The organism is Alcanivorax sp., assembly GCF_040118815.1.
In the GTDB taxonomy this organism is placed as follows: domain Bacteria; phylum Pseudomonadota; class Gammaproteobacteria; order Pseudomonadales; family Alcanivoracaceae; genus Alcanivorax.
Map to the genome: position 1 here is coordinate 595,908 of NZ_JBEDTC010000015.1, position 19,132 is coordinate 615,039.

21 protein-coding genes are annotated in these 19,132 nt (G+C 58.0%); 11 read left to right on the forward strand and 10 right to left on the reverse strand.

The window, feature by feature from the left end; all coding sequences use genetic code 11:
- Positions 1-29 precede the first annotated feature (29 nt).
- The gene (locus ABNH18_RS12090; protein WP_349383051.1) at positions 30-977 is read right to left on the reverse strand and encodes a metallophosphoesterase; all 948 of its coding nucleotides are present in this window, start codon (positions 975-977) and stop codon (positions 30-32) included.
- Positions 978-1,147: 170 nt separating this feature from the next.
- Here ABNH18_RS12090 and ABNH18_RS12095 point away from each other — a divergent pair, with 170 nt between their 5' ends.
- From ABNH18_RS12095 to glnG, 6 genes are all read left to right on the forward strand, one after another.
- On the forward strand, positions 1,148-2,233 hold the full coding sequence (locus ABNH18_RS12095) for a tRNA (5-methylaminomethyl-2-thiouridylate)-methyltransferase (protein ID WP_349383052.1): 1,086 nt from the start codon (positions 1,148-1,150) through the stop codon (positions 2,231-2,233).
- A gap of 103 nt (positions 2,234-2,336) precedes the next feature.
- Positions 2,337-2,588, forward strand: coding sequence for a sulfurtransferase TusA family protein (locus ABNH18_RS12100; protein WP_349383053.1), 252 nt, complete (start codon positions 2,337-2,339; stop codon positions 2,586-2,588).
- A gap of 228 nt (positions 2,589-2,816) precedes the next feature.
- Positions 2,817-4,223 carry a glutamate--ammonia ligase gene (gene glnA / locus ABNH18_RS12105; RefSeq protein WP_349383054.1) on the forward strand — a complete coding sequence of 469 codons (1,407 nt, stop codon included), beginning with the start codon at positions 2,817-2,819 and terminating at the stop codon, positions 4,221-4,223.
- Between the two features lie 144 nt (positions 4,224-4,367).
- The gene (locus tag ABNH18_RS12110; RefSeq protein WP_349383055.1) at positions 4,368-5,129 is read left to right on the forward strand and encodes a DUF4124 domain-containing protein; all 762 of its coding nucleotides are present in this window, start codon (positions 4,368-4,370) and stop codon (positions 5,127-5,129) included.
- Positions 5,130-5,270: 141 nt separating this feature from the next.
- Positions 5,271-6,374 carry a nitrogen regulation protein NR(II) gene (gene glnL, locus ABNH18_RS12115; RefSeq protein WP_349383056.1) on the forward strand — a complete coding sequence of 368 codons (1,104 nt, stop codon included), beginning with the start codon at positions 5,271-5,273 and terminating at the stop codon, positions 6,372-6,374.
- An 82-nt stretch (positions 6,375-6,456) separates the two neighbouring features.
- The gene (gene glnG / locus ABNH18_RS12120; RefSeq protein ID WP_349383057.1) at positions 6,457-7,890 is read left to right on the forward strand and encodes a nitrogen regulation protein NR(I); all 1,434 of its coding nucleotides are present in this window, start codon (positions 6,457-6,459) and stop codon (positions 7,888-7,890) included.
- A gap of 90 nt (positions 7,891-7,980) precedes the next feature.
- Here the strand turns inward: glnG and ABNH18_RS12125 are convergent, their stop codons facing one another.
- The gene (locus tag ABNH18_RS12125; RefSeq protein WP_349383058.1) at positions 7,981-8,448 is read right to left on the reverse strand and encodes a nuclear transport factor 2 family protein; all 468 of its coding nucleotides are present in this window, start codon (positions 8,446-8,448) and stop codon (positions 7,981-7,983) included.
- On the opposite strand from ABNH18_RS12125, the gene pip reads away from it, so the two are divergent.
- The 5 genes from pip (at position 8,447) to ABNH18_RS12150 (ending at position 13,327) form a co-directional block, all read left to right on the forward strand.
- Positions 8,447-9,370, forward strand: coding sequence for a prolyl aminopeptidase (gene pip / locus ABNH18_RS12130; RefSeq protein ID WP_349383059.1), 924 nt, complete (start codon positions 8,447-8,449; stop codon positions 9,368-9,370). The two genes, ABNH18_RS12125 and pip, sit on opposite strands and share 2 nt — an antisense overlap.
- Positions 9,367-9,804 carry a D-aminoacyl-tRNA deacylase gene (gene dtd, locus ABNH18_RS12135; RefSeq protein ID WP_349383060.1) on the forward strand — a complete coding sequence of 146 codons (438 nt, stop codon included), beginning with the start codon at positions 9,367-9,369 and terminating at the stop codon, positions 9,802-9,804. The genes pip and dtd overlap by 4 nt, the downstream gene beginning before the upstream one ends.
- A gap of 172 nt (positions 9,805-9,976) precedes the next feature.
- Entirely contained in the window at positions 9,977-10,459 is a 483-nt protein-coding gene (locus ABNH18_RS12140) for a DUF3015 domain-containing protein (RefSeq protein ID WP_349383061.1), read from the forward strand.
- Between the two features lie 106 nt (positions 10,460-10,565).
- Entirely contained in the window at positions 10,566-12,389 is a 1,824-nt protein-coding gene (locus ABNH18_RS12145) for an Lnb N-terminal periplasmic domain-containing protein (protein ID WP_349383062.1), read from the forward strand.
- Positions 12,368-13,327: an alpha/beta hydrolase gene (locus tag ABNH18_RS12150; protein ID WP_349383063.1), complete on the forward strand. Its 960-nt coding sequence runs from the start codon at positions 12,368-12,370 to the stop codon at positions 13,325-13,327. The genes ABNH18_RS12145 and ABNH18_RS12150 overlap by 22 nt, the downstream gene beginning before the upstream one ends.
- A 146-nt stretch (positions 13,328-13,473) precedes the next feature.
- Here the strand turns inward: ABNH18_RS12150 and tatC are convergent, their stop codons facing one another.
- The 8 genes from tatC to ABNH18_RS12190 all read right to left on the reverse strand — a co-directional run bounded on the left by tatC (position 13,474) and on the right by ABNH18_RS12190 (position 19,103).
- A complete protein-coding gene (gene tatC / locus ABNH18_RS12155; RefSeq protein ID WP_349383064.1) occupies positions 13,474-14,220 on the reverse strand; it encodes a twin-arginine translocase subunit TatC in 747 nt (248 codons plus the stop codon).
- Positions 14,213-14,602, reverse strand: coding sequence for a Sec-independent protein translocase protein TatB (gene tatB / locus ABNH18_RS12160; RefSeq protein ID WP_349383065.1), 390 nt, complete (start codon positions 14,600-14,602; stop codon positions 14,213-14,215). The genes tatC and tatB overlap by 8 nt, the downstream gene beginning before the upstream one ends.
- Positions 14,603-14,662: 60 nt before the next feature.
- On the reverse strand, positions 14,663-14,896 hold the full coding sequence (gene tatA / locus ABNH18_RS12165) for a Sec-independent protein translocase subunit TatA (RefSeq protein ID WP_349383066.1): 234 nt from the start codon (positions 14,894-14,896) through the stop codon (positions 14,663-14,665).
- A 51-nt stretch (positions 14,897-14,947) separates the two neighbouring features.
- Positions 14,948-15,283 (reverse strand): phosphoribosyl-ATP diphosphatase, encoded by a 336-nt coding sequence (locus ABNH18_RS12170; RefSeq protein WP_349383067.1) that lies wholly within the window; start codon positions 15,281-15,283, stop codon positions 14,948-14,950.
- A gap of 92 nt (positions 15,284-15,375) precedes the next feature.
- The gene (locus tag ABNH18_RS12175) at positions 15,376-16,980 is read right to left on the reverse strand and encodes an AarF/UbiB family protein (protein ID WP_349383068.1); all 1,605 of its coding nucleotides are present in this window, start codon (positions 16,978-16,980) and stop codon (positions 15,376-15,378) included.
- On the reverse strand, positions 16,980-17,654 hold the full coding sequence (locus ABNH18_RS12180; RefSeq protein WP_349383069.1) for a ubiquinone biosynthesis accessory factor UbiJ: 675 nt from the start codon (positions 17,652-17,654) through the stop codon (positions 16,980-16,982). Before ABNH18_RS12180 ends, ABNH18_RS12175 begins: the two co-directional genes overlap by 1 nt.
- On the reverse strand, positions 17,654-18,406 hold the full coding sequence (gene ubiE, locus ABNH18_RS12185; protein ID WP_349383070.1) for a bifunctional demethylmenaquinone methyltransferase/2-methoxy-6-polyprenyl-1,4-benzoquinol methylase UbiE: 753 nt from the start codon (positions 18,404-18,406) through the stop codon (positions 17,654-17,656). Before ubiE ends, ABNH18_RS12180 begins: the two co-directional genes overlap by 1 nt.
- Position 18,407: 1 nt before the next feature.
- Positions 18,408-19,103 (reverse strand): DUF8198 family protein, encoded by a 696-nt coding sequence (locus ABNH18_RS12190; RefSeq protein WP_349383071.1) that lies wholly within the window; start codon positions 19,101-19,103, stop codon positions 18,408-18,410.
- Positions 19,104-19,132 lie beyond the last annotated feature (29 nt).

Sequence of the window (19,132 nt, forward strand, 5' to 3'; positions counted from 1 at the left end):
CTGTCGCTTGCTGTATTCGGAAATCATTTTCAGCGAACCCCTTCCCCTTGCTGGGTGCCCTGCCAGAGTAGTGTGATCAATGGATCCTGCGGGTCACCCAATACACTGTAAAAACGGTATTGCGCTCGCATCGTCCCGTTGTTGTCTTGCAGATCGATGGTGACCAGGCCGTGGGTCGCGCGGGTGAAGCGTTGCTGCTCGCTGGCCGGGCCCAAGTCATTGTTGATACTGGCCGCGCCTGAAATTAACTGTCGAGTGCCCTGGTATTCTCCCTCGTCGGACAGCACGTGGTCATGGCCACCCACCAGCAGGTCCAGATGGCCGAGCAACTTTGGCTTGAGTGACAGGTTGATCATCTCGCCTGCGTCCCCGTGGGAGCCGGTGCTAAACATGGGGTGGTGGGCGAAGCCTAGACTGAAGCGGCAGCCATGTTCGCGGGCGGTGTCTTTGGCTTGCTCCAGCCAACTGCCTTGGCGGCGGAAGTAATACCATTTTTCGAACCAGGTGGTTTCCAGGCTGAAGGCGCAAGCGTCCGGCCATTGTTCAAAATAATAGAAGTGGGGAAAGTGGACTTGCGGATAGCGCCGTGACACTTCCAGCCAGGCCTCGCCATTGCCTTTCCAGTCGTGATTACCCAGTACCAGATAGAAGGGAATGCCCGCGTCCATGGCCGGTTTCATGGGCGTCAGAAAACGGCTTTCCAACAAGGGGTCGTCGGCATTGGTGATGCCGTCGGGGTAGACAAGATCCCCCAGGTAGCGCACCTGATCACATTCAAGGTTCACCAGCGCCTGCCCCACAGCCATGGAGGGGGCATTGCCCCAGCCGCCATCTCCGACAGCGCAGATCCGTTGCCCGGCCAGGGGTTCCTGATGAACCAGCCAGGGACCGTGGGGGGTATGCCACCACCAGCCCAGCGCGGCGGCGGTCAGGGCAAGCAGTAAAGCGATCAGCGGCCAGCGAAGTCTTGTGAGCATAAATCAAAGCAATTTCAAACACATGGAAAGCGGAGTGTGGTGGCTGGCCATGACGGTGGGGTGACAGCCGGTCGGTGCCGTTGCCATCGGGAGGATGCGCCCTTGGCCCGCGATTGCTATACTGCGCCGCCCAATTTTTGAGCTGTCCCCACAGCAACGCAGGTTTTTCGATGACAGAGTCAACCCAACCAATCAAACGCCGCGCCATTGCTCTGGTGTCCGGTGGACTGGACTCCATGCTGGCGGTGAAGGTCATGCAGGAGCAGGGCATCGAGGTGGAAGGTGTGAACTTCTACACCGGCTTCTGCGTGGAAGGGCATACCCATGCCATCCGCAAGAAGGACAAGGAAAAGGAAAAGCGTAACAACGCCCTGTGGGTGGCGGAGCAGCTGGGCATCAAGATGCACATCATTGATATCTCCGAGGAGTACAAGGATGTGGTGCTCAACCCCAAGCACGGCTATGGCGCAAACCTGAACCCCTGCCTGGACTGTAAGATTTTCATGGTTAACCAGGCCACGCTGATGATTAACAAGGCCCGCGAGTTGGCCGGTGACCGGGGCTTTGATTTTATCGTTACCGGTGAGGTGATTGGTCAGCGGCCGAAAAGCCAGCGTAAGGACACCATGCCGATCATCAGTCAGGAGTCTGGCGCCGATGATCGTCTGTTACGTCCGCTATGCGCACAGAATCTGCCCGCCACGCTGCCAGAGCGCGAAGGCTGGGTGAAGCGCGATGAGCTGCACGATTTTTCTGGCCGTACCCGTAAGCCGCAGATGGCGCTGGCGGAAAAGTTTGGCCTGGAAGAATTTGCTCAGCCAGCCGGTGGCTGCTGCTTCCTCACTGACAAGTCCTATTCGAACAAGCTGGCGGATTTGTGGACAGCGCGGAATGAGCGCCGTTACGAGCTGGATGACATTATGCTGCTGAAAGTGGGTCGCCACATCCGCCCACAGCCGCACTTTAAGCTGATTATCAGCCGTGAAGAAGGCGAAAACCGTTTCCTGGAAGGCTACCGTTACCAGTTCACCAGCATTACCACGGTGAGCTGCCCGGGGCCGCTGGCGCTGGTGGATGGCCAGTTTGAGAGCGATGCTGAAATGGAGCTGGCGGCGGCCATTGTTGCCCGTTACTCCAAAGGCCGCGTGGACGAGGCGGTAACGTTGGACGTGCGTAGCCCGGATGGGGTGGCGCGGCAAGTGACCGTTGTCCCGGCGCAGCCGGAAGCCGTGTTACCTAGCTGGAACGTGGGCTGAAGACAGCGGCTAGCGGCGAAAAAACAAAAAAGGTGCTGCCGAGTTTGCGCTTCACTTGCGGCGCGGCGCCCTCTTTTAGAAGCTGGAATCCAAGGATGCCTTGATGAACGACACCCCGCAGGAACTGGATGTGCGCAGGATGCTGTGCCCCATGCCGGTGATCAAGACCCAGAACAAGGTAAGAACCCTGGCCACTGGCGATACGCTGAAAGTGGTCTGCACCGATCCCGGCGCATTGAGTGATATCCCGACCTGGTGCCGGATCAATGGGCATGATGTGCTGGAAATGGGGGAGCAGGGTAACGAGGTTTTTGTGGTGTTGCGCGTGGGCGAAGATAATGGCGCACTGTTTTAGTGCTTTGCACCCATTGAGTGCACCGTTGCTGTGCACCAAAATGAATCATCTTCCCTGATTTCTGCGATTTGGGCGCGGAATGCGCTAAAAAAGGGCTGGCATGGTATTTGCCTCCCTATTGGCAAAGCTGGCCCAGTGGCCGAGAATACCGGCTCCTTGTGTTGCCCTTCCCAGAGTGGCACGACGAGTCAGAGACAAACCCGCTGTTCCTTAGGAGGACGCAAGATAATGTCTGTTAAGACCCTCAAACTGATCAAAGACAATGATGTGAAATGGGTGGACCTGCGCTTCACCGATAGCTGTGGTAAGGAGCAGCACGTTACCCTCCCCGTTGGTGAAATCGATGAAGATTTCTTCCAGGACGGTAAAATGTTCGATGGTTCCTCCATCGCCGGCTGGAAGGGCATCAACGAGTCCGACATGGTCATGATGCCGGATGACGAGTCCGCCGTACTGGACCCGTTCACTGACGTTGCCACTCTGAACCTGCGTTGCGACATCCTCGAGCCGACCACCATGCAAGGTTACGAGCGCGATCCGCGTTCCGTTGCTCGCCGTGCCGAGGAATACCTGAAGTCCACCGGTATTGCCGACACCGCGCTGTTCGGTCCTGAGCCGGAGTTTTTCGTATTCGACTCCGTGCAGTGGAAATCCGACATGCAGGGTTCCATGTATAACATTCACTCCGAAGAAGCAGCGTGGGTATCCCACGAAGACTTCGAAGGTGGCAACATTGGCCACCGTCCGGGTGTGAAAGGCGGCTACTTCCCGGTTCCGCCGGTAGATAGCCTGCACGACCTGCGTGGCGCCATGTGTTCTGCCATGGAATCCATGGGCCTGAAAATCGAAGTGCATCACCACGAAGTGGGCACTGCGGGCCAGTGTGAAATCGGCGTTGGCGCCAACACTCTGACCGCCAAGGCGGACGAAGTGCAGATCCTTAAGTACTGTGTACACAACGTGGCACACGCCTACGGCAAAACGGCTACCTTCATGCCCAAGCCGCTGATCGGTGACAACGGTTCCGGTATGCACGTACACGTATCCCTGGGCAAAGACGGCAAGAACCTGTTTGCCGGCGACGGCTATGCTGGCCTGTCTGACGAAGCGCTGTACTTCATCGGCGGTATCATCAAGCACGCCCGCGCCCTGAACGCGTTCACCAACGCGTCCACCAACGCCTACAAGCGTCTGGTGCCCGGTTATGAAGCGCCGGTAATGCTGGCTTACTCTGCCCGCAACCGTTCCGCGTCTATCCGTATCCCGTTCGTGAACAGTGCCAAGGCGCGTCGTGTTGAAGCTCGCTTCCCTGACCCGTCTGCGAACCCGTACCTGTGTTTCGCCTCCCTGCTGATGGCTGGCCTGGACGGCATCAAGAACAAGATGCACCCTGGCGATGCCATGGACAAAGATCTGTACGATCTGCCGGCTGAAGAAGCGAAAGGCATCCCCACCGTGGCGCATACTCTGACCATGGCGCTGGATTGCCTGGAAGAAGATATGGACTTCCTGACCGAAGGTGACGTGTTCACCAAGGACATGCTGGACGGTTACATCGAGCTGAAGCGCAGCGAGATCGAGCGTCTGAACATGACCCCGCATCCGGTCGAGTTCGATATGTACTACTCCTGCTAATCTCCTTCGGGAAGTAGCAGAAAAGAGGCCCCCGCTAGTCGGGGGCTTTTTTTTGTCGGAAAAAAGCATGCTATTTTGTGCGCTTACCCCTTTTCTGGCCGGAGTAGTCAGGCCAGAATCAAGGACAGTCATAGGGAGATAATAATGAAAAAGTCGCTGATTGCGGTTGTAGCCTTGGGCCTGATCTCTGGATTCAGTCTGGCGGCCACGGCGGAAGATGAAGACGGCGCTAGCCGGTCAGAGGCCTCTGACGCGCCGGCGTCGAAGATTTACCGGACCACCGACGAACAAGGCAATGTGGTCTTCACTGATCAGCCTGGTGAGAACAGCCATTCCGAGGAGGTGAAGCTGAAAACCACCAATACGGTGCCGATCGAGAAGGTGGAAATGCCGGAGGCGGTGTCGGCGCCAGATGAAGAGGCGGCGGACCCCGCGGTGGAGGAGTACACATCGCTGACCATTACCGCCCCGGAAAGTGGTTCCACGCTGCGTAACCCGACGGATGCCGTGTATGTGTCGGTGAATTTGCAGCCTGGGCTGCAGCCCGGTGACAGCCTGGTGTTGCTGGATAATGGCACGGAGCAGCCTGCCTTGCAGCTGGATGCGCCGGAGCGTGGGGTACATAACCTGATCGTGAAAGTGGTGAGCGAGGAGGGCGAAACCCGCATCACCTCCGAGCCGGTGGAAGTGTACATCCATCGCAGCACGGTCAGTGATTTCCGCAATGTCCCCGGTGGCGGGAGTAACGGTGGTGCTGCGCAAGTCGGTGGTGCAGCAGACCGTGGCGGTTCAGCCAATGTGGGAGGCAGTGCTTCAACCGGGGGCGCTGCCAGCGTGGGCGGTGGTGCGGATCGGGGCACCGCGGCCCAGCCGGCGCAACCGAATCGGAGCATCCGCAGCAACTAACAATGCACCTTGGTGGTGCATTTCTCCCCGCCTTCCCTTTAAACTCATCAATAGCAGGCTTTTACGCCTGTGCTGCAGGCCGCTGATACCCGCTTTTTCGGGCTGATCTACAGATGGCCTGATAATTGCTTATGCCCTGTTATGGGCCAATTTTTGATGGGTGACATTACGTTGCACAAACGACTACTCGATCATCTGCGTACTGCAGTGATCATGCTGGACGATGCCCTGTGCGTGCGCTACCTGAACCCGGCGGCGGAAATGCTGCTGGCGACCAGTGCCAGCCGTGCAGTTGGTCAGCCATTGCCCGATTACTTTTTCGATGATGAAGAGGCGCGCCTCGCCATTCAGCAGTGCATTGATGATGAGCACCCCTTCACCCAGCGTGAAGCGCGGCTGTCGGTGGCACCGGGTCACGAAATCATAGTGGATTACTCGGTTAGCCCGATTAACGAGCCGGGCCAGCCTTTATGCCTGTTGATGGAAATGCAGTCACTGGATCGTCTGCTGCGGATAAACCGTGAAGAGGCGCTGATCCATGCGCACCAGGCGACTCGGGCTTTGGTGCGCGGTGTCGCCCACGAAATAAAGAACCCGCTGGGCGGCATTCGTGGTGCAGCCCAGTTGCTGGAGCGGGCGCTGCCGAACCCGGAGCTGACTGAGTATACCAAGGTCATTATCGATGAAGCCGACCGGTTGCGATCAGTGGCGGACCGCATGCTCGGGCCGCGTAAGCCGCCGGAGTTCCGGGCGGTGAATGTGCACGAGTGCCTGGAGCATGTACGGCAGTTACTGCTGGCGGAATACCCTCGGGGTGTGGCGATCTGGCGCGATTACGACATCAGCTTGCCGGACGTGATTGCCGACCGAGACCAGCTGATTCAGGTGCTGCTGAACCTTATCCGCAATGCCACCCAGGCGTTGTTGGAATCGAAGACGCAGGAACCGCGCATCACCATGCGCACCCGTGTGTTGCGCCAATTTACCATCGGCTCACAGCGTCACCGGTTGGTGCTGCGCATGGACATTATCGATAACGGCCCAGGCATTGCCGAAGATGTGCAGGAAACCCTGTTCTATCCCATGGTCAGTGGCCGTGCCAGCGGTACCGGGCTGGGGCTTTCCATTGCACAGTCGATCATCAGCCAGCATCAGGGGCTGATTGAGTGCGAAAGCCAGCCGGGCAATACCGTATTTAGCATTTTGCTGCCCATGGAGCAGCTGGATGAAACCGACATAGCGTAAATTGCGCTGCTTTGCACAGATCGACGCCATACAAGCCGGCCGCTGATTGCGGTGGTGATGGAAATAACAGGAGTAGCAGGTCATGAGTGTCAGTATTTGGGTTGTGGATGATGACCGCTCCATTCGCTGGGTGTTGGAAAAAGCGCTGGGCCAGGAAGGCTACGCGGTGACCTGCTTTGAAGATGCGGATGAAGCGCTCAATACCCTGGAACAAGGCGGGCAAGAACCGGAAGTGCTGATCAGTGATGTGCGCATGCCTGGTACGGATGGGCTGCGTATGCTGAAAATCCTGCAACGCAAGAACCCGGATCTGCCGGTCATCATCATGACGGCGCATTCCGACCTGGATTCTGCTGTGGCGTCCTATCAGGGCGGCGCGTTTGAATACCTGCCGAAACCGTTTGATGTGGATGAAGCGGTGGCGTTGGTGCGCCGGGCCATCAAGCACCGGGAAGAATCCCGTGGCGACTTTCCTGAACCGGTTGAAGAAGCGCCCACCGAAATTATCGGTGAAGCCCCTGCCATGCAGGAAGTGTTTCGTGCCATTGGCCGGCTGAGCCATTCCAATGTAACGGTGCTGATCAATGGTCAGTCCGGTACCGGTAAAGAATTGGTAGCCCGCGCGTTGCATCGTCACTCTATGCGCCGGGAGAAAAATTTCGTTGCTCTGAACATGGCGGCCATTCCCAAAGACCTGATCGAGTCAGAGTTGTTCGGCCACGAAAAAGGCGCGTTCACCGGCGCCAATAATCAGCGCGTCGGTCGTTTTGAGCAGGCTAATGGTGGCACCCTGTTTTTGGATGAAATCGGCGATATGCCGCTGGAAGCCCAGACCCGGTTGCTGCGGGTGCTTCAGGAAAGTGAATTCTATCGCGTGGGCGGGACCACGCCGATCCATGTGGACGTGCGGATTATTGCCGCCACCCACCAGGATCTGGAAAAACTGGTGAAGGAAGGCGACTTCCGTGAGGATTTGTTCCATCGCCTCAACGTAATCCGCATCCATATTCCGCGTATGGCGGAACGCCGCGAAGATATTCCCCGCCTGGCCAATTATTTTCTGCAGCGAGCCGGCAGTGAGCTGGGGGTAGAGCCGAAAATCCTGCACAAGGACACGGAGAAATACCTGGCTGCGCAAACCTGGCCGGGCAATGTGCGGCAGTTGGAAAACACCTGTCGCTGGCTGACCGTAATGGCCTCCGGCCGGGAAGTGCTGGTGGACGATTTGCCGCCGGAGCTGAAAGAGAGCGGCGCGGCGAAAGGCTCGGATGTCAGCGGTGACTGGCTCAAATCCCTGCGCAACTGGGCAGACAGGGCCTTGTCACAGGGCGAGCGAAATATTCTTGAGCAGGCGGTTCCCGGCTTTGAGCGCACCATGATCGAAGTGGCCTTGCAGCATACCGGTGGGCGCAAGCGTGATGCGGCTGCATTGCTGGGCTGGGGGCGCAATACCCTGACCCGCAAGATCAAGGAGCTGGACATGGAAGGTCAGCTCAATGGCGGTGATGAGGATTAAGAGCCGTTGAAAGTTAAAAGTTAAAACGCGTGCCAGGCTCATGTCCGTGGGACAGGTTCTTGGCCGCGCTCCTATTCCCTGCCTGGCGATCTATTCACGCACGCCGTTCGTCGTGAGTGAATCAATCTTCCAGTCGCCGTCCAGCTGCCAGTGGCTGTCTACCTGGTAGCTGTCGGCATCATCCGGAAGCACATTCTGTCCGCCCCAGGCCAGCGCGGTAAATTGCACGCGGGCTTTTTTCTGTGTCACCGGGTCCAGCTCTATCCGGGTGCGGGTAAAGGTGATGTTGCGGTTCGGGTAACGAAAGAAAACGCCCACCAGGGTGCGGTGAATGTCTTTGCGCTGCAGAGTTCTGCCGCGCCGTTCAACGGCGATGTCATCGCTTAGTCGATCCATCACGGTGCCGGTATCGCCGTCTTCAATGGCGGTTTCGATTTCAGCCAGGGCATCCTTGATCGCTTGCTCCGGGGGTGTGTTGTCGCAAGCGGCCAGCAGGCCTTGCAGCAAAATCAGTAGCAGGTATGCTGAAATTCTTCTTCCTGTCAGAACCTGACCCATGGCGTTATTTCCTTATCTCGATACGTATCGGCAATGCTACCTTCCGGTGGGACAGGGGCATCAGTTGTATGTTGAGGAGAGTGGCAATCCGCAGGGCATTCCCGTGGTGGTGCTGCATGGTGGCCCCGGTGGCGGCTGCTCCCCGGCGCTGCGGCGTTTTTTCGATCCGCAACGCTTCCGCATTATTTTGTTTGATCAGCGCGGCGCCGGTCAAAGCCGGCCACTTGCGTCCATTGATCATAATACCTTGAGCCATTTGCTGGCAGATCTCGAACAGATTCGACAGGCGTTACAGGTTGAACGCTGGATGGTGTTTGGTGGTTCTTGGGGCGCCACCCTGGCGCTGGCGTATCTGGCGGCGTTTCCGCAGTACATTACCGGCATGGTGTTACGTGGCATTTTTCTGTGTCGCGAGCAGGATCGGGATTGGCTTTATTGTGAAGCGGGCGCAGCGCGGATGTTTCCGGAGGCCTGGCAAGCCTTGCAGCAACAGGCGCCGCCGGGCAGCGGCAGTTTGCTGGCGCGTTATTACCAGGGATTGCAGGGCGATGACGCTCCCCGTTATGCCCGCGCCTGGTGTAATTGGGAGTCCACTTTGGCGCTTATGCCAACCCAGCCGCCGGGGCCGGGCAGTGATGACGAGCTATGTATGGCCCGCCAGGAAACCCATTACTTTCTTGCTGATGGCTTTGTGGAGAAGCCTTTGCTTGAGGCTTGCGCCGGCAGTGTCGTGCCGATAGAAATTGTTCATGGGCGTCGGGATTTTGTCTGCCCACCGGAGCAGGCGTTGGCGTTGCATCAAGTGTTGCCAAACAGTGTTCTCAATTGGGTGGAAGGGGGAGGGCATTCCTCCATGGACCCGGGAGTGGCTGAGGCGCTGGTGAAAGCGGTAATGCGGCTGTATAGAAGGAGTGAGCAGTGAAGGTGTTGATGCAGCGGGTTAGCAATGCTTGCGTTGATGTCAACGGCATGAGCGTGGGAAGCATTGCCAAAGGTTTGGTGCTGTTCATTGGCATTGAAAAGCATGATGATGAACTGCTGGCTGCGCGTATGGCAGAGCGGATTGTCGGCTACAGAGTTTTTGCGGACGATCAAGGGAAAATGAATCATGATGTTCGCGATGCAAAGGGGGAGCTGCTGGCTATTTCCCAGTTTACGTTAGTTGCGGATACAGGAAAGGGGCGCCGGCCTGGCTTTAGCAGTGCCGCAGATCCTGTTCTGGGGAAACGACTTTACGAGTGTTGTGTATCCCACTTGAATGGGCATGGCGTTCCCGTGGCAACAGGCATCTTTGCTGCGGATATGCAGGTTTCTCTTGTCAATGATGGCCCCGTCACCTTTATGCTTGAGATGTGACTTATTCTGAATAAGCTTATTGCAAAGCCGTTCCCCTTGTTTATGATGAGTTTAGTTGCTTGGAAAAGTAACGGGGAGAGTATTGCCGGCATTTTGCTGACAGTCGTTGTGGCCGATCAATATGATCGCTGCATCCCCAAGGAAGATTCATAAAAACTTGGAGGAATTCAGGATGAAAAAGACACTTATCGCTGCCGCGCTGCTGGGCGCTTCGACCTCTGCTATGGCTGTGGCTCCGGGTGGTCCGGGTTGTGGCTGGGGCAACATGATTTTTGAAGGTAAATCCGGCATGCCGGTGCATCTTCTCGCTACCATCGTGAACGGTACATCTGGTAACGCTACTTTCGGTATGACCACGGGCACTAACGGTTGTGATACCAATGGTTCCCTGACTTACAGTGGTCAAAGCCTGCTGGGTATGACCGGCGTAATGGAAGAAGTGGCGCAGGACATGGCTACCGGTGACGGCGAAGCACTGACCGCGCTGTCTGTGTCCATGGGTATCGAGACTGAAGATCGTGCACGTTTCAATGCGCTGATGCATGAAAATTTCGCGACGATTTTCCCGAACCAGGACGTGACCGCTGCTGAAGTGATGGCAAGCATCACTGACGTGATGAAGCAGGATCAGGCGATGTCCAAGTACCTGGCCTAATCAGCACAAAAGATCCATCAGAGCCCCGCTTTTTGGCGGGGCTTTGTTTTTGGGGCCCTCTTTTCTGACACTATTGTCGGCTTGTAATTGAGACGGATGAATCCGGATGCGCACTGGTCTTTTCTGTGTGCTGCTGTGCTGGTTTATGCCGGCGTTTGCTGCAACCCCCTCCTTGGCTGACCTGGCGGAAACGTCCCGTTGGCAGGCTTTGTTACACATTAATCCGGGTGCCACTCTGCGTGACAAGCATCAGAGTTATGTGGATGACGACACTTTTTTTCTCTCCGATTCCGGGAAGACCAATCCGTTAGCCGAGCTTGAGTCGACCGCGCTGGCCCTTCGTGTTGTGGACTCCCCGGCGCGTTGTCGTTTCCCCGCCCGCTACCGTTTTCTCTCCGAGAGCCTGGGTTGGCAGGATGCTGCTCCGTTTTCGCATTGCGATGATTACAACGAATGGCGTGGAGCCATTCATGCCAATCGCGCCGTGCTGGTTTTTCCCGCAGCCTATTTGAACAGCCCTTCATCCATGTTTGGGCATACCTTGTTGCGCCTGGATCAGGGTGAAGACAGTGCAGTGTGGCTGTCTTGGGCGGTGAACTTTGGTGCGGTTTCTACGGAAGCCGACAACTCTTTTTTCTATATGTATCGCGGTTTGGCAGGCGGTTACCCCGGTCGCTTTGCGTTGGTGCCCTATGTGCAGAAGATCCAGGAATATTCTCACATGGAAAACCGGGATATGTGGGAATACACCCTGGATCTGGATCAGTCAGAAATCGATTGGCTGATTGATCATCTCTGGGAACTGAAAGACATTAATTTTGATTATTATTTTTTCGATGAGAACTGTTCGTTCCGACTGCTCGAACTGGTAGAAGTGGCGCGCCCGGGATCCGAATTACTGAGTGAATTGCGGTTTGCCGAAGTGCCTGTCAATACGGTGCGGGCATTGGATGAGCGCGACATTATTAGCGGTCGCCATTACCGGCCGTCCAAATCCGTGGAGCTGGATAATCTGCGCAAGCAACTGAATGGTTCCCAGCAAATACTGGCGAGGGCGCTGGCGGATGATCCTGGCCTGGCTGAGTCGCCGGCCTTTATGGATGAATCCGAAGAAGACCGAGCGATTATGGCGGCGGTGGCCTATCGCTACATCAGGCTGACCCATCGTAAGGAAGAGCGAACAGCAGAAGTGGCAAAAAACTCTTTTGCCCTGTTAACGCTGATGAATAGCCTGCCCGCAGCACCGGTACCGAAAACCGAGAACCCTGAGCCCCCGGAAAAAGGGCACGGTACCCAAATGCTGGGTGTCAGTGGCGGTCAACGCGAAGGCAACCAGGATTTCGGCGAGCTGACTTACCGGCTTACCTACCATGATTTGCTTGATAACCAGTACGGTTTTCTGCGCGGGGCGCAGATCGAAGGGCTGGACCTGACCTTGCGGAGCACTGAGTCCGGGCAGGTCAAACTGGAAGAGCTGGGTTTGGTGAGCATTCGTTCCCTGGCGCCGCGAAACCGTTTTTCGAAACCGCTGAGCTGGTATGTAGAGGGTGGCCTGGAGAGAGCTTGGGCCGGGCGTCGCCGCCTAGTGCGATACATCCAAGGCGGTGCGGGTGGCAGTTGGTTGTGGGGGAACTGGCAGCCGTATCTGTTAACCAGCGTGCGAATGGAGAATAATAGCGAGTTCGGCACCTTCCTGACCCCGGGGGCTGGTCTGGACGCGGGCATTTTGTATCACCGTGGCGACTGGCAGTGGCAGTTAGGCAGTGTGGGGCATTATTTCACCAACGATGAATATCGAACCTCCTCCCAGTTTGCGGTGCAGTGGGCAATGACCCGGCAGCACGGTTTGCGTGCTTCGCTGGAGCGCGAGAACCGGCGGGGCGGTTACGATGACGAGTTTAAACTCCAATGGCGATGGTATTACGATTAAGCGCAGCGCTGCTGCTGACCCTGCTGCTGGCGGGCTGCAGCAAACTGTTTTTTTACCCCATGTCTCCGTGGGTGCAGAACCCGGAAAACCAGGGGCTGCAGTACGAGGACATTGTCCTGATTCACCCGCGCGGCATGCGTATTCATGGCTGGTGGTTGCCGGCAGCCAGTGATGCGCCGGCCCGGGGGACGGTCTATTTCCTCCACGGTAACGCCCAGAATATCAGTACGCACATGGCGAATGTGAAGTGGCTGCCGGCGCGGGGCTATAACGTGTTTCTGCTGGATTATCGCGGTTACGGGCTGTCGGAAGGGAAGCCGCGCCTGCCGGACGTCTTTGATGATGTGCAGCTCGGCCTGGACTGGTTGCGTCATGCTGAGCGCACGGACGGTGCGCCACTGGTGGTGTTCGGCCAGAGTCTGGGTGCCTCCATGGCCACCAGCGTATTAGGTGAAGAGGACAATGCCGGGGCGGCAGATTGCGTGATTCTGGAGGCGGCATTTGCCAGTTACCGGGATATTACCAGTGATGTGATGAAGCGAAGCTGGCTGCTGTGGCCGTTGCGCTGGATGGTGGTGCCGACCATGCCGGACCGCGCATTGGACCCGGAAGAGCGGGTGGCTGGTATTGCCCCGACGCCCTTGCTGGTGATGCACAGTGAGGATGACCCGGTGATTCCCTATGCCCACGGCGAGCGCCTGTATGCGGCGGCGCAACAACCCAAAACCTTCCAGACGTTGCGTGGTGGACACATAGAAAGCACCCGGGACCCGGCAGTACAGCAGCGCCTGGTGGATTTCATGCAAGACAATGATTGTGCGGCCGAAGCGCCGCCGGGGCCAGCGGCAGACTCGCAGCCGTCTGGTGGTGACGCGTCAACTCCGGCGTTGCCGGTGCCTGCGCCCATTACCACGCCTGACAATGGCTATCGATTCTAGTGGGCTCTGTAGGTTGAGTTAGCTTTGGATGTCGGATTACGCCTTTAGGCTCTCTGTGCCCTTGGGTGAATTCGACCTACGAATCTACGAATGTAGCGGCACATAGAGCCTGAAAGGCCCCCTGTTCAGGGGGCGGTTTCCATCACCTAGGCGGGCGGGTTCTCTGCCTGCTTCTTGATCATCCGGGCGGCGAGCAGGCCCATCTCGAACAAAAACCACATGGGGATCGCCAGCAGGGTCTGGCTGATGATGTCCGGTGGCGTCAGCAGCATGCCGAGCACGAAACAGCCCACCACCACATAAGCCCGGGCCTTGCTGAGTTTTTCTACGGTGGTGGCGCCGGTGCTTACCAGTAGCACGATGGCGATGGGTAGCTCGAACGCCAGCCCAAACGCCAGGAACAGGGCAAGCACGAAATCCAGATAGCTGCTGATGTCGGTGGTCACGGCCACGCCTTCCGGGGCGATGGCGGTGAAGAACTGGAACATCAACGGGAATACCACGAAATAGGCAAAGGCAGCGCCGCCATAGAACAGCAGCACGCTGCTGGCCAGCAGGGGGATCGCCAACTTCTTTTCATGCTTGTACAGGCCGGGCGCCACGAAGGCCCAAGCTTGATGAAGAATGAAGGGCATGGCGGCAAACACGCTCAGGTACAGGGTCAGCTTGAACGGCGCCAGAAAAGGCGAGGCCACGCCGGTGGCAATCATGTTGGTGCCGACGGGCATGGCGTCCATCAACGGTTTGGCGACGATGGTGTAGAGCTCACGGGAAAACGTGAACAGGCACAGGAAGACGATAAAGATGACGACCATGGCCTTGAGCAGGCGATTGCGCAGTTCCAGCAGATGGGCAATCAGTGGCTGGCCTGCGTCGTTGCTGGCATCAGTCATTGCGGGTGGGGTCCTGGGGCTGGTCGTTTATGCGCTGCCCGGCATCGTCGTTGGTGCCTGCGTTCAGCGTGTCGGCGTGGGATTGTTCGCTGCGAGGAGTCCGTGAGCGAGCGATCTGTTCCGGGCTCAGCAGGCTATCCTTGGCTTCACGGATGCTGTCTTCATCGAGCCCCATTTGGCGCATTTGTTTTTCCATGCGCTCCTGCATGTCCTGGGTCACGGCTTCACGTTCCAGCTCGTTCTTCAGGTGGCTGAAGGTGGAACGGGCACGGCCAAGCCAGTGGCCAAGAGTGCGGGCGACGGTGGGCAGCCGCTCCGGCCCCAGTACCACCAGGCCGATAATGAAGATCAGGGTGAGTTCGGCAAAGCCGATATCGAACATCGCAACCTCGGTGTGGCAGGGTCTTGCCGGAAATGTGCCGATGGAAAAGAGGGCCGGGAATCAGGCCTTGTCTTTTTCCTTGTTCTGCTCAGCTTGCTGCTCATTTTCGGGTTGTTCGTCGTCGGCCAGACGCTTCTGGTCCTGCTCGTCTTCGCCATCCTTCATGGCGCTCTTAAAGCCTTTTACCGCGCCGCCCAGGTCACCGCCGATGTTGCGCAGTTTCTTGGTGCCGAACAACAGGACCACGATGGCCAAAAGAATCAGTAACTGCCAAATGCTGATGCCGGAAAACATGGCTTTCTCTCCGAAAAAGTAGGGGCCGCGTTAATGTGTGCTAAATGTGCGTCAGTGCTTACTGCTGCGTGCGGCTTTTTCATCATGGCCGGACAGGCCAAAGCGCCGTTGTAGTTCTGCCAGAACCTTGTCCGGGTGTTCGCCTAGTTTGGCCAACATTACCAGGGAGTGGAACCACAGATCAGCGGTCTCGCTAATCAGTGCCTGATTATCGCCACTGACTTCGGCATCCCGGGCGGCAAGAATGGTCTCCACCGCTTCTTCGCCGACTTTTTCCAGGACCTTGTTCAGGCCTTTGGCGTACAGGCTGGCCACATAGGAGCTGTCCGGGTCGGCGCCCTTGCGCGATTCCAGTACCTGGTGCAGCTCGCTGAGTATCTCTGACATAGTGTATTCCTTATTGCCCGGGCCCGCAGGGGCTCAGTTTATCAGGGTGCGGAAAGGGGCCATAGGCACTTTTTCCTTTGCTGCACCGGCTGTCAGCGGCGCCAGCTCCAGCTTCCCAGTAGCACGGCAGCACCGGCCAGTGCCCAGCTATAGGGGTTGGCCAACCACAGGGCGGTGCCAGCACACCCAAGACCGGCGAGGCCGGCAAACAGCTTGTGGCGATGGCGTACCAGTTGTTGCTCGAAACGGGCCTCCAGACGGTCCTGCTGGTAAGGCAGGTCGCGCAGGCTTTCCAGTCCATCACGCAACAAGTCAGGCATGTCCGGCAACTGGGCCGTCCATTCGGGCAGACGATTCTGCAGTTTCTTAAACGTGGCGCTGGGGCCGTATTCGGCCAGCATCCAGGCTTCCAGTAACGGCCGGCCGGTGTTCCAGATATCCAGTTGCGGATAAATGCTACGGCCCAGCCCTTCGATGTGCACCAGTGTTTTCATCAGCAGGATGTACTGTACTGGCATTTCGATATGGTAGGCGCGAACCATATCGAACAGTTTCATCATTAGCGGTGCGAATTCCAGCTGGTCCAGCTGGGCGGAGCGCACCGGTTCGATGATATCGACAACGGCTCGCTCAAAACGGGGGCGATCGATGGGGGCGGTATTCCAGCCGGCACGAATCACTGCGTCGACCAAAGCGCTGTAATCTTCGCGCATCACCGCCAGCACCATGCGCCCAAGTACGTTCAGATCCTCTTTGGACAGGCGCCCGGCGATGGCGGCGTCTATCGCCATGTACTGTGGGGATTCCGGGTGCTCCGGGTTCACAAAAATGTTGCCCGGGTGCATGTCCGCATGGAAGAAGTTGAACCGAAAGACCTGGGCAAAGAAGATTTCCACGCCGCGCTCGGCCAGCACTTTCGGGTCGATGCCAGCGGCTTTAATGCGCTCGATATCGTTCACTGGAATGCCGTGGATGCGATCCATGATGATCACAGTCGGGCTGGAAAATTCCAGGTGAATGGCGGGGATGTGCAGCAAAGGACTGAACAGGAAATGCCGGCGCATGGTTTCGCTGTTGCGCGCTTCAGCGGCCAGGTCCAGTTCGCCGAGGATAATGTCCCGGTAGTCTTGTACCACCCGGGACGGGCGGAAATAGCGGGCATCGCGCCACAGGCGTTCCAGCCAGCGGGCGCCGAAGGCCATTACCTTTAGGTCCCGTTCCACCACCGGGCGGATGGTGGGGCGCAGTACCTTGGCCACCACTTGCTGACCGCTGTGCAGGGTGCCGGCATGAACCTGAGCTACCGAGGCGGCGGCCATGGGCTGGGTGTCAAAGTCGCGGAATACGTCGTCAAAAGGTTGCGCCAGGCTGGCTTCTACCAGGACTTTTGCTTGTTCACCATCGAAGGGGGCGACTTGGTCCTGCAGGCGAGCGAGGGCGGCAGTCCATTCCGGGGGCAGCATGTCTTGCCGTGTGGCCAGTAGCTGACCGAATTTGATGAAGATAGGGCCCAGCCGCTCCAGGGCTTTTTGCAGGCGCTCGCCTTCAGTCAAATCACCGGTGCCGATCCAGCTGGAGGGCATCAGGTATTGCAGAATCAATAACAGGCCGCGCGCCGGGTGGTTAGGCAGCAGGGATATCAGCCGGTAGCGGCAGATCACATGGATCACCACCAGCATGCGAGTAATCGGTGGCATTAGAGGGGGGCGCTCCCGGAATCCTGTGGCGACGAGGGTGAACGAGGTTTAAGCCGCTGAATGCGGGCATCCAGACGATCCACGTCCATGCGCAGTTCATCCACGTCCTGGCCGAACTCATACACATCCCGGCGGCTGGGAATCAGCCCGGACTCGTTGCCGACATAATCGCCCAGTTGTTCGGTGAGGCGCGTGGCGGCTTGCCTGGCCCAGCCGAACAGGCGGCGGGCGCTGTAGTCCAGCTGCTGGGCCAGCTCGGAACCGGTGATGGGTTCCAGAATGGCGCCCCAGTCAATCTGCAGGTCAGTGGCGATCTGTTGCAGCTCTTGAAGAAACTCGCGGTTGCCGGTGATGTCCACCGGCCCGCCGATCACGCCGGGGCGGGTTTTCCAGTTCAGCAGCAGCGAGGCCAGGTCCATGGGGCTGCCTTTCACCGCCACGTCCGGGGTGGCGTCGCTACGGTGATAAAGCTCCACGCCGTCTTCCACGACCAGCCCGTAGACGGCCATGGGGGGTAGCGTCACTTCAATGGCGATTAGGCGCCCGGCGTGTACGGCCAGGCGATCGGCGCTGGCTGGGTCGGATCGCAGGGCGGTGTTGATGGCTCGTTCCACGGTGGCCAGAGCGGTGGTGGAAAGCAGGCCGGGCGAGCGGGACTGGTCGCGCAAACTCATCAGAACTTGAATCCTCTGTGCAGGGCCACGATGCCGCCGATCATGTTGAAGTATTCGGTGCGGGCAAAGCCGGCGTTGTCCATCATGCCCTGCAGGGTGTCCTGATCCGGGTGCATGCGGATGGACTCGGCCAGGTACTGGTAGCTGTCAGCGTCGTTGACGATGAGTTTGCCCAGTTTGGGCCAGACGGCAAAGGAATAGGTGTCGTAGGCCTTGGCGAGATGCTTGTTGGTGGGCGTGGAGAACTCCAGCACCAGCAGGCGGCCGCCTGGCTTCAGCACGCGTAGTATGGAGCGCAGGGCGGCGTCTTTATCAGTGATATTGCGCAGACCGAAGGCAATGGTGATGCAGTGGAAGCTATTGTCTTCAAAGGGCAGACACTCGCCATTCACCTGAGTGACTTGCGTGTTGTGGCTGCAGCCGGCATCGAATAAACGGTCGCGGCCTACCTCCAACATGGCGTCGTTGATGTCGGCCAGGACCACCTGGCCGGTTTCGCCCACCAGCCGGGAGAACTTGATCGCCAGATCGCCGGTGCCGCCAGCCAGGTCGAGCACTTTGTGGCCCGGTCGAATGCCGGCCAGCTCGATGGTCATGCGCTTGAGGATGCGATGGCTGCCCATGGAAATCAGGTCATTCATCACATCGTATTTGCCCGCCACGGAGCGGAATACGCCGGCCACTTTTTGCTGTTTTTCCTGCCACGGTACCTGTTGGTAGCCGAAGTGTGTGACCTTGCTGTCGTCGGACATATCAATTCTCGAAAGGCGATGGGTGACAGGCGAAAACCTTTTCCATGATGGCGTCTTCCCGGGCGGCCAGTTGCTCCAGCAGCAAACCAACGCTGGGGACGGGTTTCATCACCCGGAAACTACGATCCATGAAATCATACAGGTTCGCAAAGCCTGCCGCATGGGCCGGTTTGCGAACCATTCTGAAGGTGGCATGGAGCATCCGCGAGCGGATATAGCGATCCAGTCGGTGACCCAGTTCGGCCACCAGCTGTAGCTGCCGTTGGCGGTCGTCGTGATGGGTCGGTTGACGAAAACCCGCTAGATAGATCGTTTCATCGATGGGGTGATCGAGCTGGTCGCCGAGGATGCCGGTGACGGCCTCGTCCAGCTCCTGGGTGAGGATGGCGGCTTCCAATGCGGCGGCGGAGGTGGCCATGACTTTGTCCGGCAGCAGTTTCATGGCCTTGGGCAGGGCGCGACGGATTTCCCGTGCCACTGGCAGCAGTTCGCGGCCACCGTAGACTTCGTCCAACAGGAAGCGGATGCCCTCGGCGGTCACCGGGTCATCGAGAAGGTGGGCATGGGTGTGCCTGAGGCGCTCGCCTTGCCAGTCTTGGAGCCGACGCAGTCGCGCCACAAAGGCCGCATCGTCGCCGTGTTGGCGTAGCGCAAAAAAACGTTCGAGATAGTGTTGCAGTTGTTCGCCGGCGGTCATGGTGTTCCCTCCGGCGGGGATAATAGCAA

What these genes read in the sequence shown, in the direction of transcription:
- ABNH18_RS12090 (WP_349383051.1), bottom strand. Translation starts at nt 977, where the DNA reads ATGCTCACAAGACTTCGCTGGCCGCTGATCGCTTTACTGCTTGCCCTG.
- ABNH18_RS12095 (WP_349383052.1), top strand. Translation starts at nt 1,148, where the DNA reads ATGACAGAGTCAACCCAACCAATCAAACGCCGCGCCATTGCTCTGGTG.
- ABNH18_RS12100 (WP_349383053.1), top strand. Translation starts at nt 2,337, where the DNA reads ATGAACGACACCCCGCAGGAACTGGATGTGCGCAGGATGCTGTGCCCC.
- glnA (WP_349383054.1), top strand. Translation starts at nt 2,817, where the DNA reads ATGTCTGTTAAGACCCTCAAACTGATCAAAGACAATGATGTGAAATGG.
- ABNH18_RS12110 (WP_349383055.1), top strand. Translation starts at nt 4,368, where the DNA reads ATGAAAAAGTCGCTGATTGCGGTTGTAGCCTTGGGCCTGATCTCTGGA.
- glnL (WP_349383056.1), top strand. Translation starts at nt 5,271, where the DNA reads ATGGGCCAATTTTTGATGGGTGACATTACGTTGCACAAACGACTACTC.
- glnG (WP_349383057.1), top strand. Translation starts at nt 6,457, where the DNA reads ATGAGTGTCAGTATTTGGGTTGTGGATGATGACCGCTCCATTCGCTGG.
- pip (WP_349383059.1), top strand. Translation starts at nt 8,447, where the DNA reads ATGGCGTTATTTCCTTATCTCGATACGTATCGGCAATGCTACCTTCCG.
- ABNH18_RS12125 (WP_349383058.1), bottom strand. Translation starts at nt 8,448, where the DNA reads ATGGGTCAGGTTCTGACAGGAAGAAGAATTTCAGCATACCTGCTACTG.
- ABNH18_RS12140 (WP_349383061.1), top strand. Translation starts at nt 9,977, where the DNA reads ATGAAAAAGACACTTATCGCTGCCGCGCTGCTGGGCGCTTCGACCTCT.
- ABNH18_RS12145 (WP_349383062.1), top strand. Translation starts at nt 10,566, where the DNA reads ATGCGCACTGGTCTTTTCTGTGTGCTGCTGTGCTGGTTTATGCCGGCG.
- ABNH18_RS12150 (WP_349383063.1), top strand. Translation starts at nt 12,368, where the DNA reads ATGGCGATGGTATTACGATTAAGCGCAGCGCTGCTGCTGACCCTGCTG.
- tatC (WP_349383064.1), bottom strand. Translation starts at nt 14,220, where the DNA reads ATGACTGATGCCAGCAACGACGCAGGCCAGCCACTGATTGCCCATCTG.
- tatB (WP_349383065.1), bottom strand. Translation starts at nt 14,602, where the DNA reads ATGTTCGATATCGGCTTTGCCGAACTCACCCTGATCTTCATTATCGGC.
- tatA (WP_349383066.1), bottom strand. Translation starts at nt 14,896, where the DNA reads ATGTTTTCCGGCATCAGCATTTGGCAGTTACTGATTCTTTTGGCCATC.
- ABNH18_RS12170 (WP_349383067.1), bottom strand. Translation starts at nt 15,283, where the DNA reads ATGTCAGAGATACTCAGCGAGCTGCACCAGGTACTGGAATCGCGCAAG.
- ABNH18_RS12175 (WP_349383068.1), bottom strand. Translation starts at nt 16,980, where the DNA reads ATGCCACCGATTACTCGCATGCTGGTGGTGATCCATGTGATCTGCCGC.
- ABNH18_RS12180 (WP_349383069.1), bottom strand. Translation starts at nt 17,654, where the DNA reads ATGAGTTTGCGCGACCAGTCCCGCTCGCCCGGCCTGCTTTCCACCACC.
- ubiE (WP_349383070.1), bottom strand. Translation starts at nt 18,406, where the DNA reads ATGTCCGACGACAGCAAGGTCACACACTTCGGCTACCAACAGGTACCG.
- ABNH18_RS12190 (WP_349383071.1), bottom strand. Translation starts at nt 19,103, where the DNA reads ATGACCGCCGGCGAACAACTGCAACACTATCTCGAACGTTTTTTTGCG.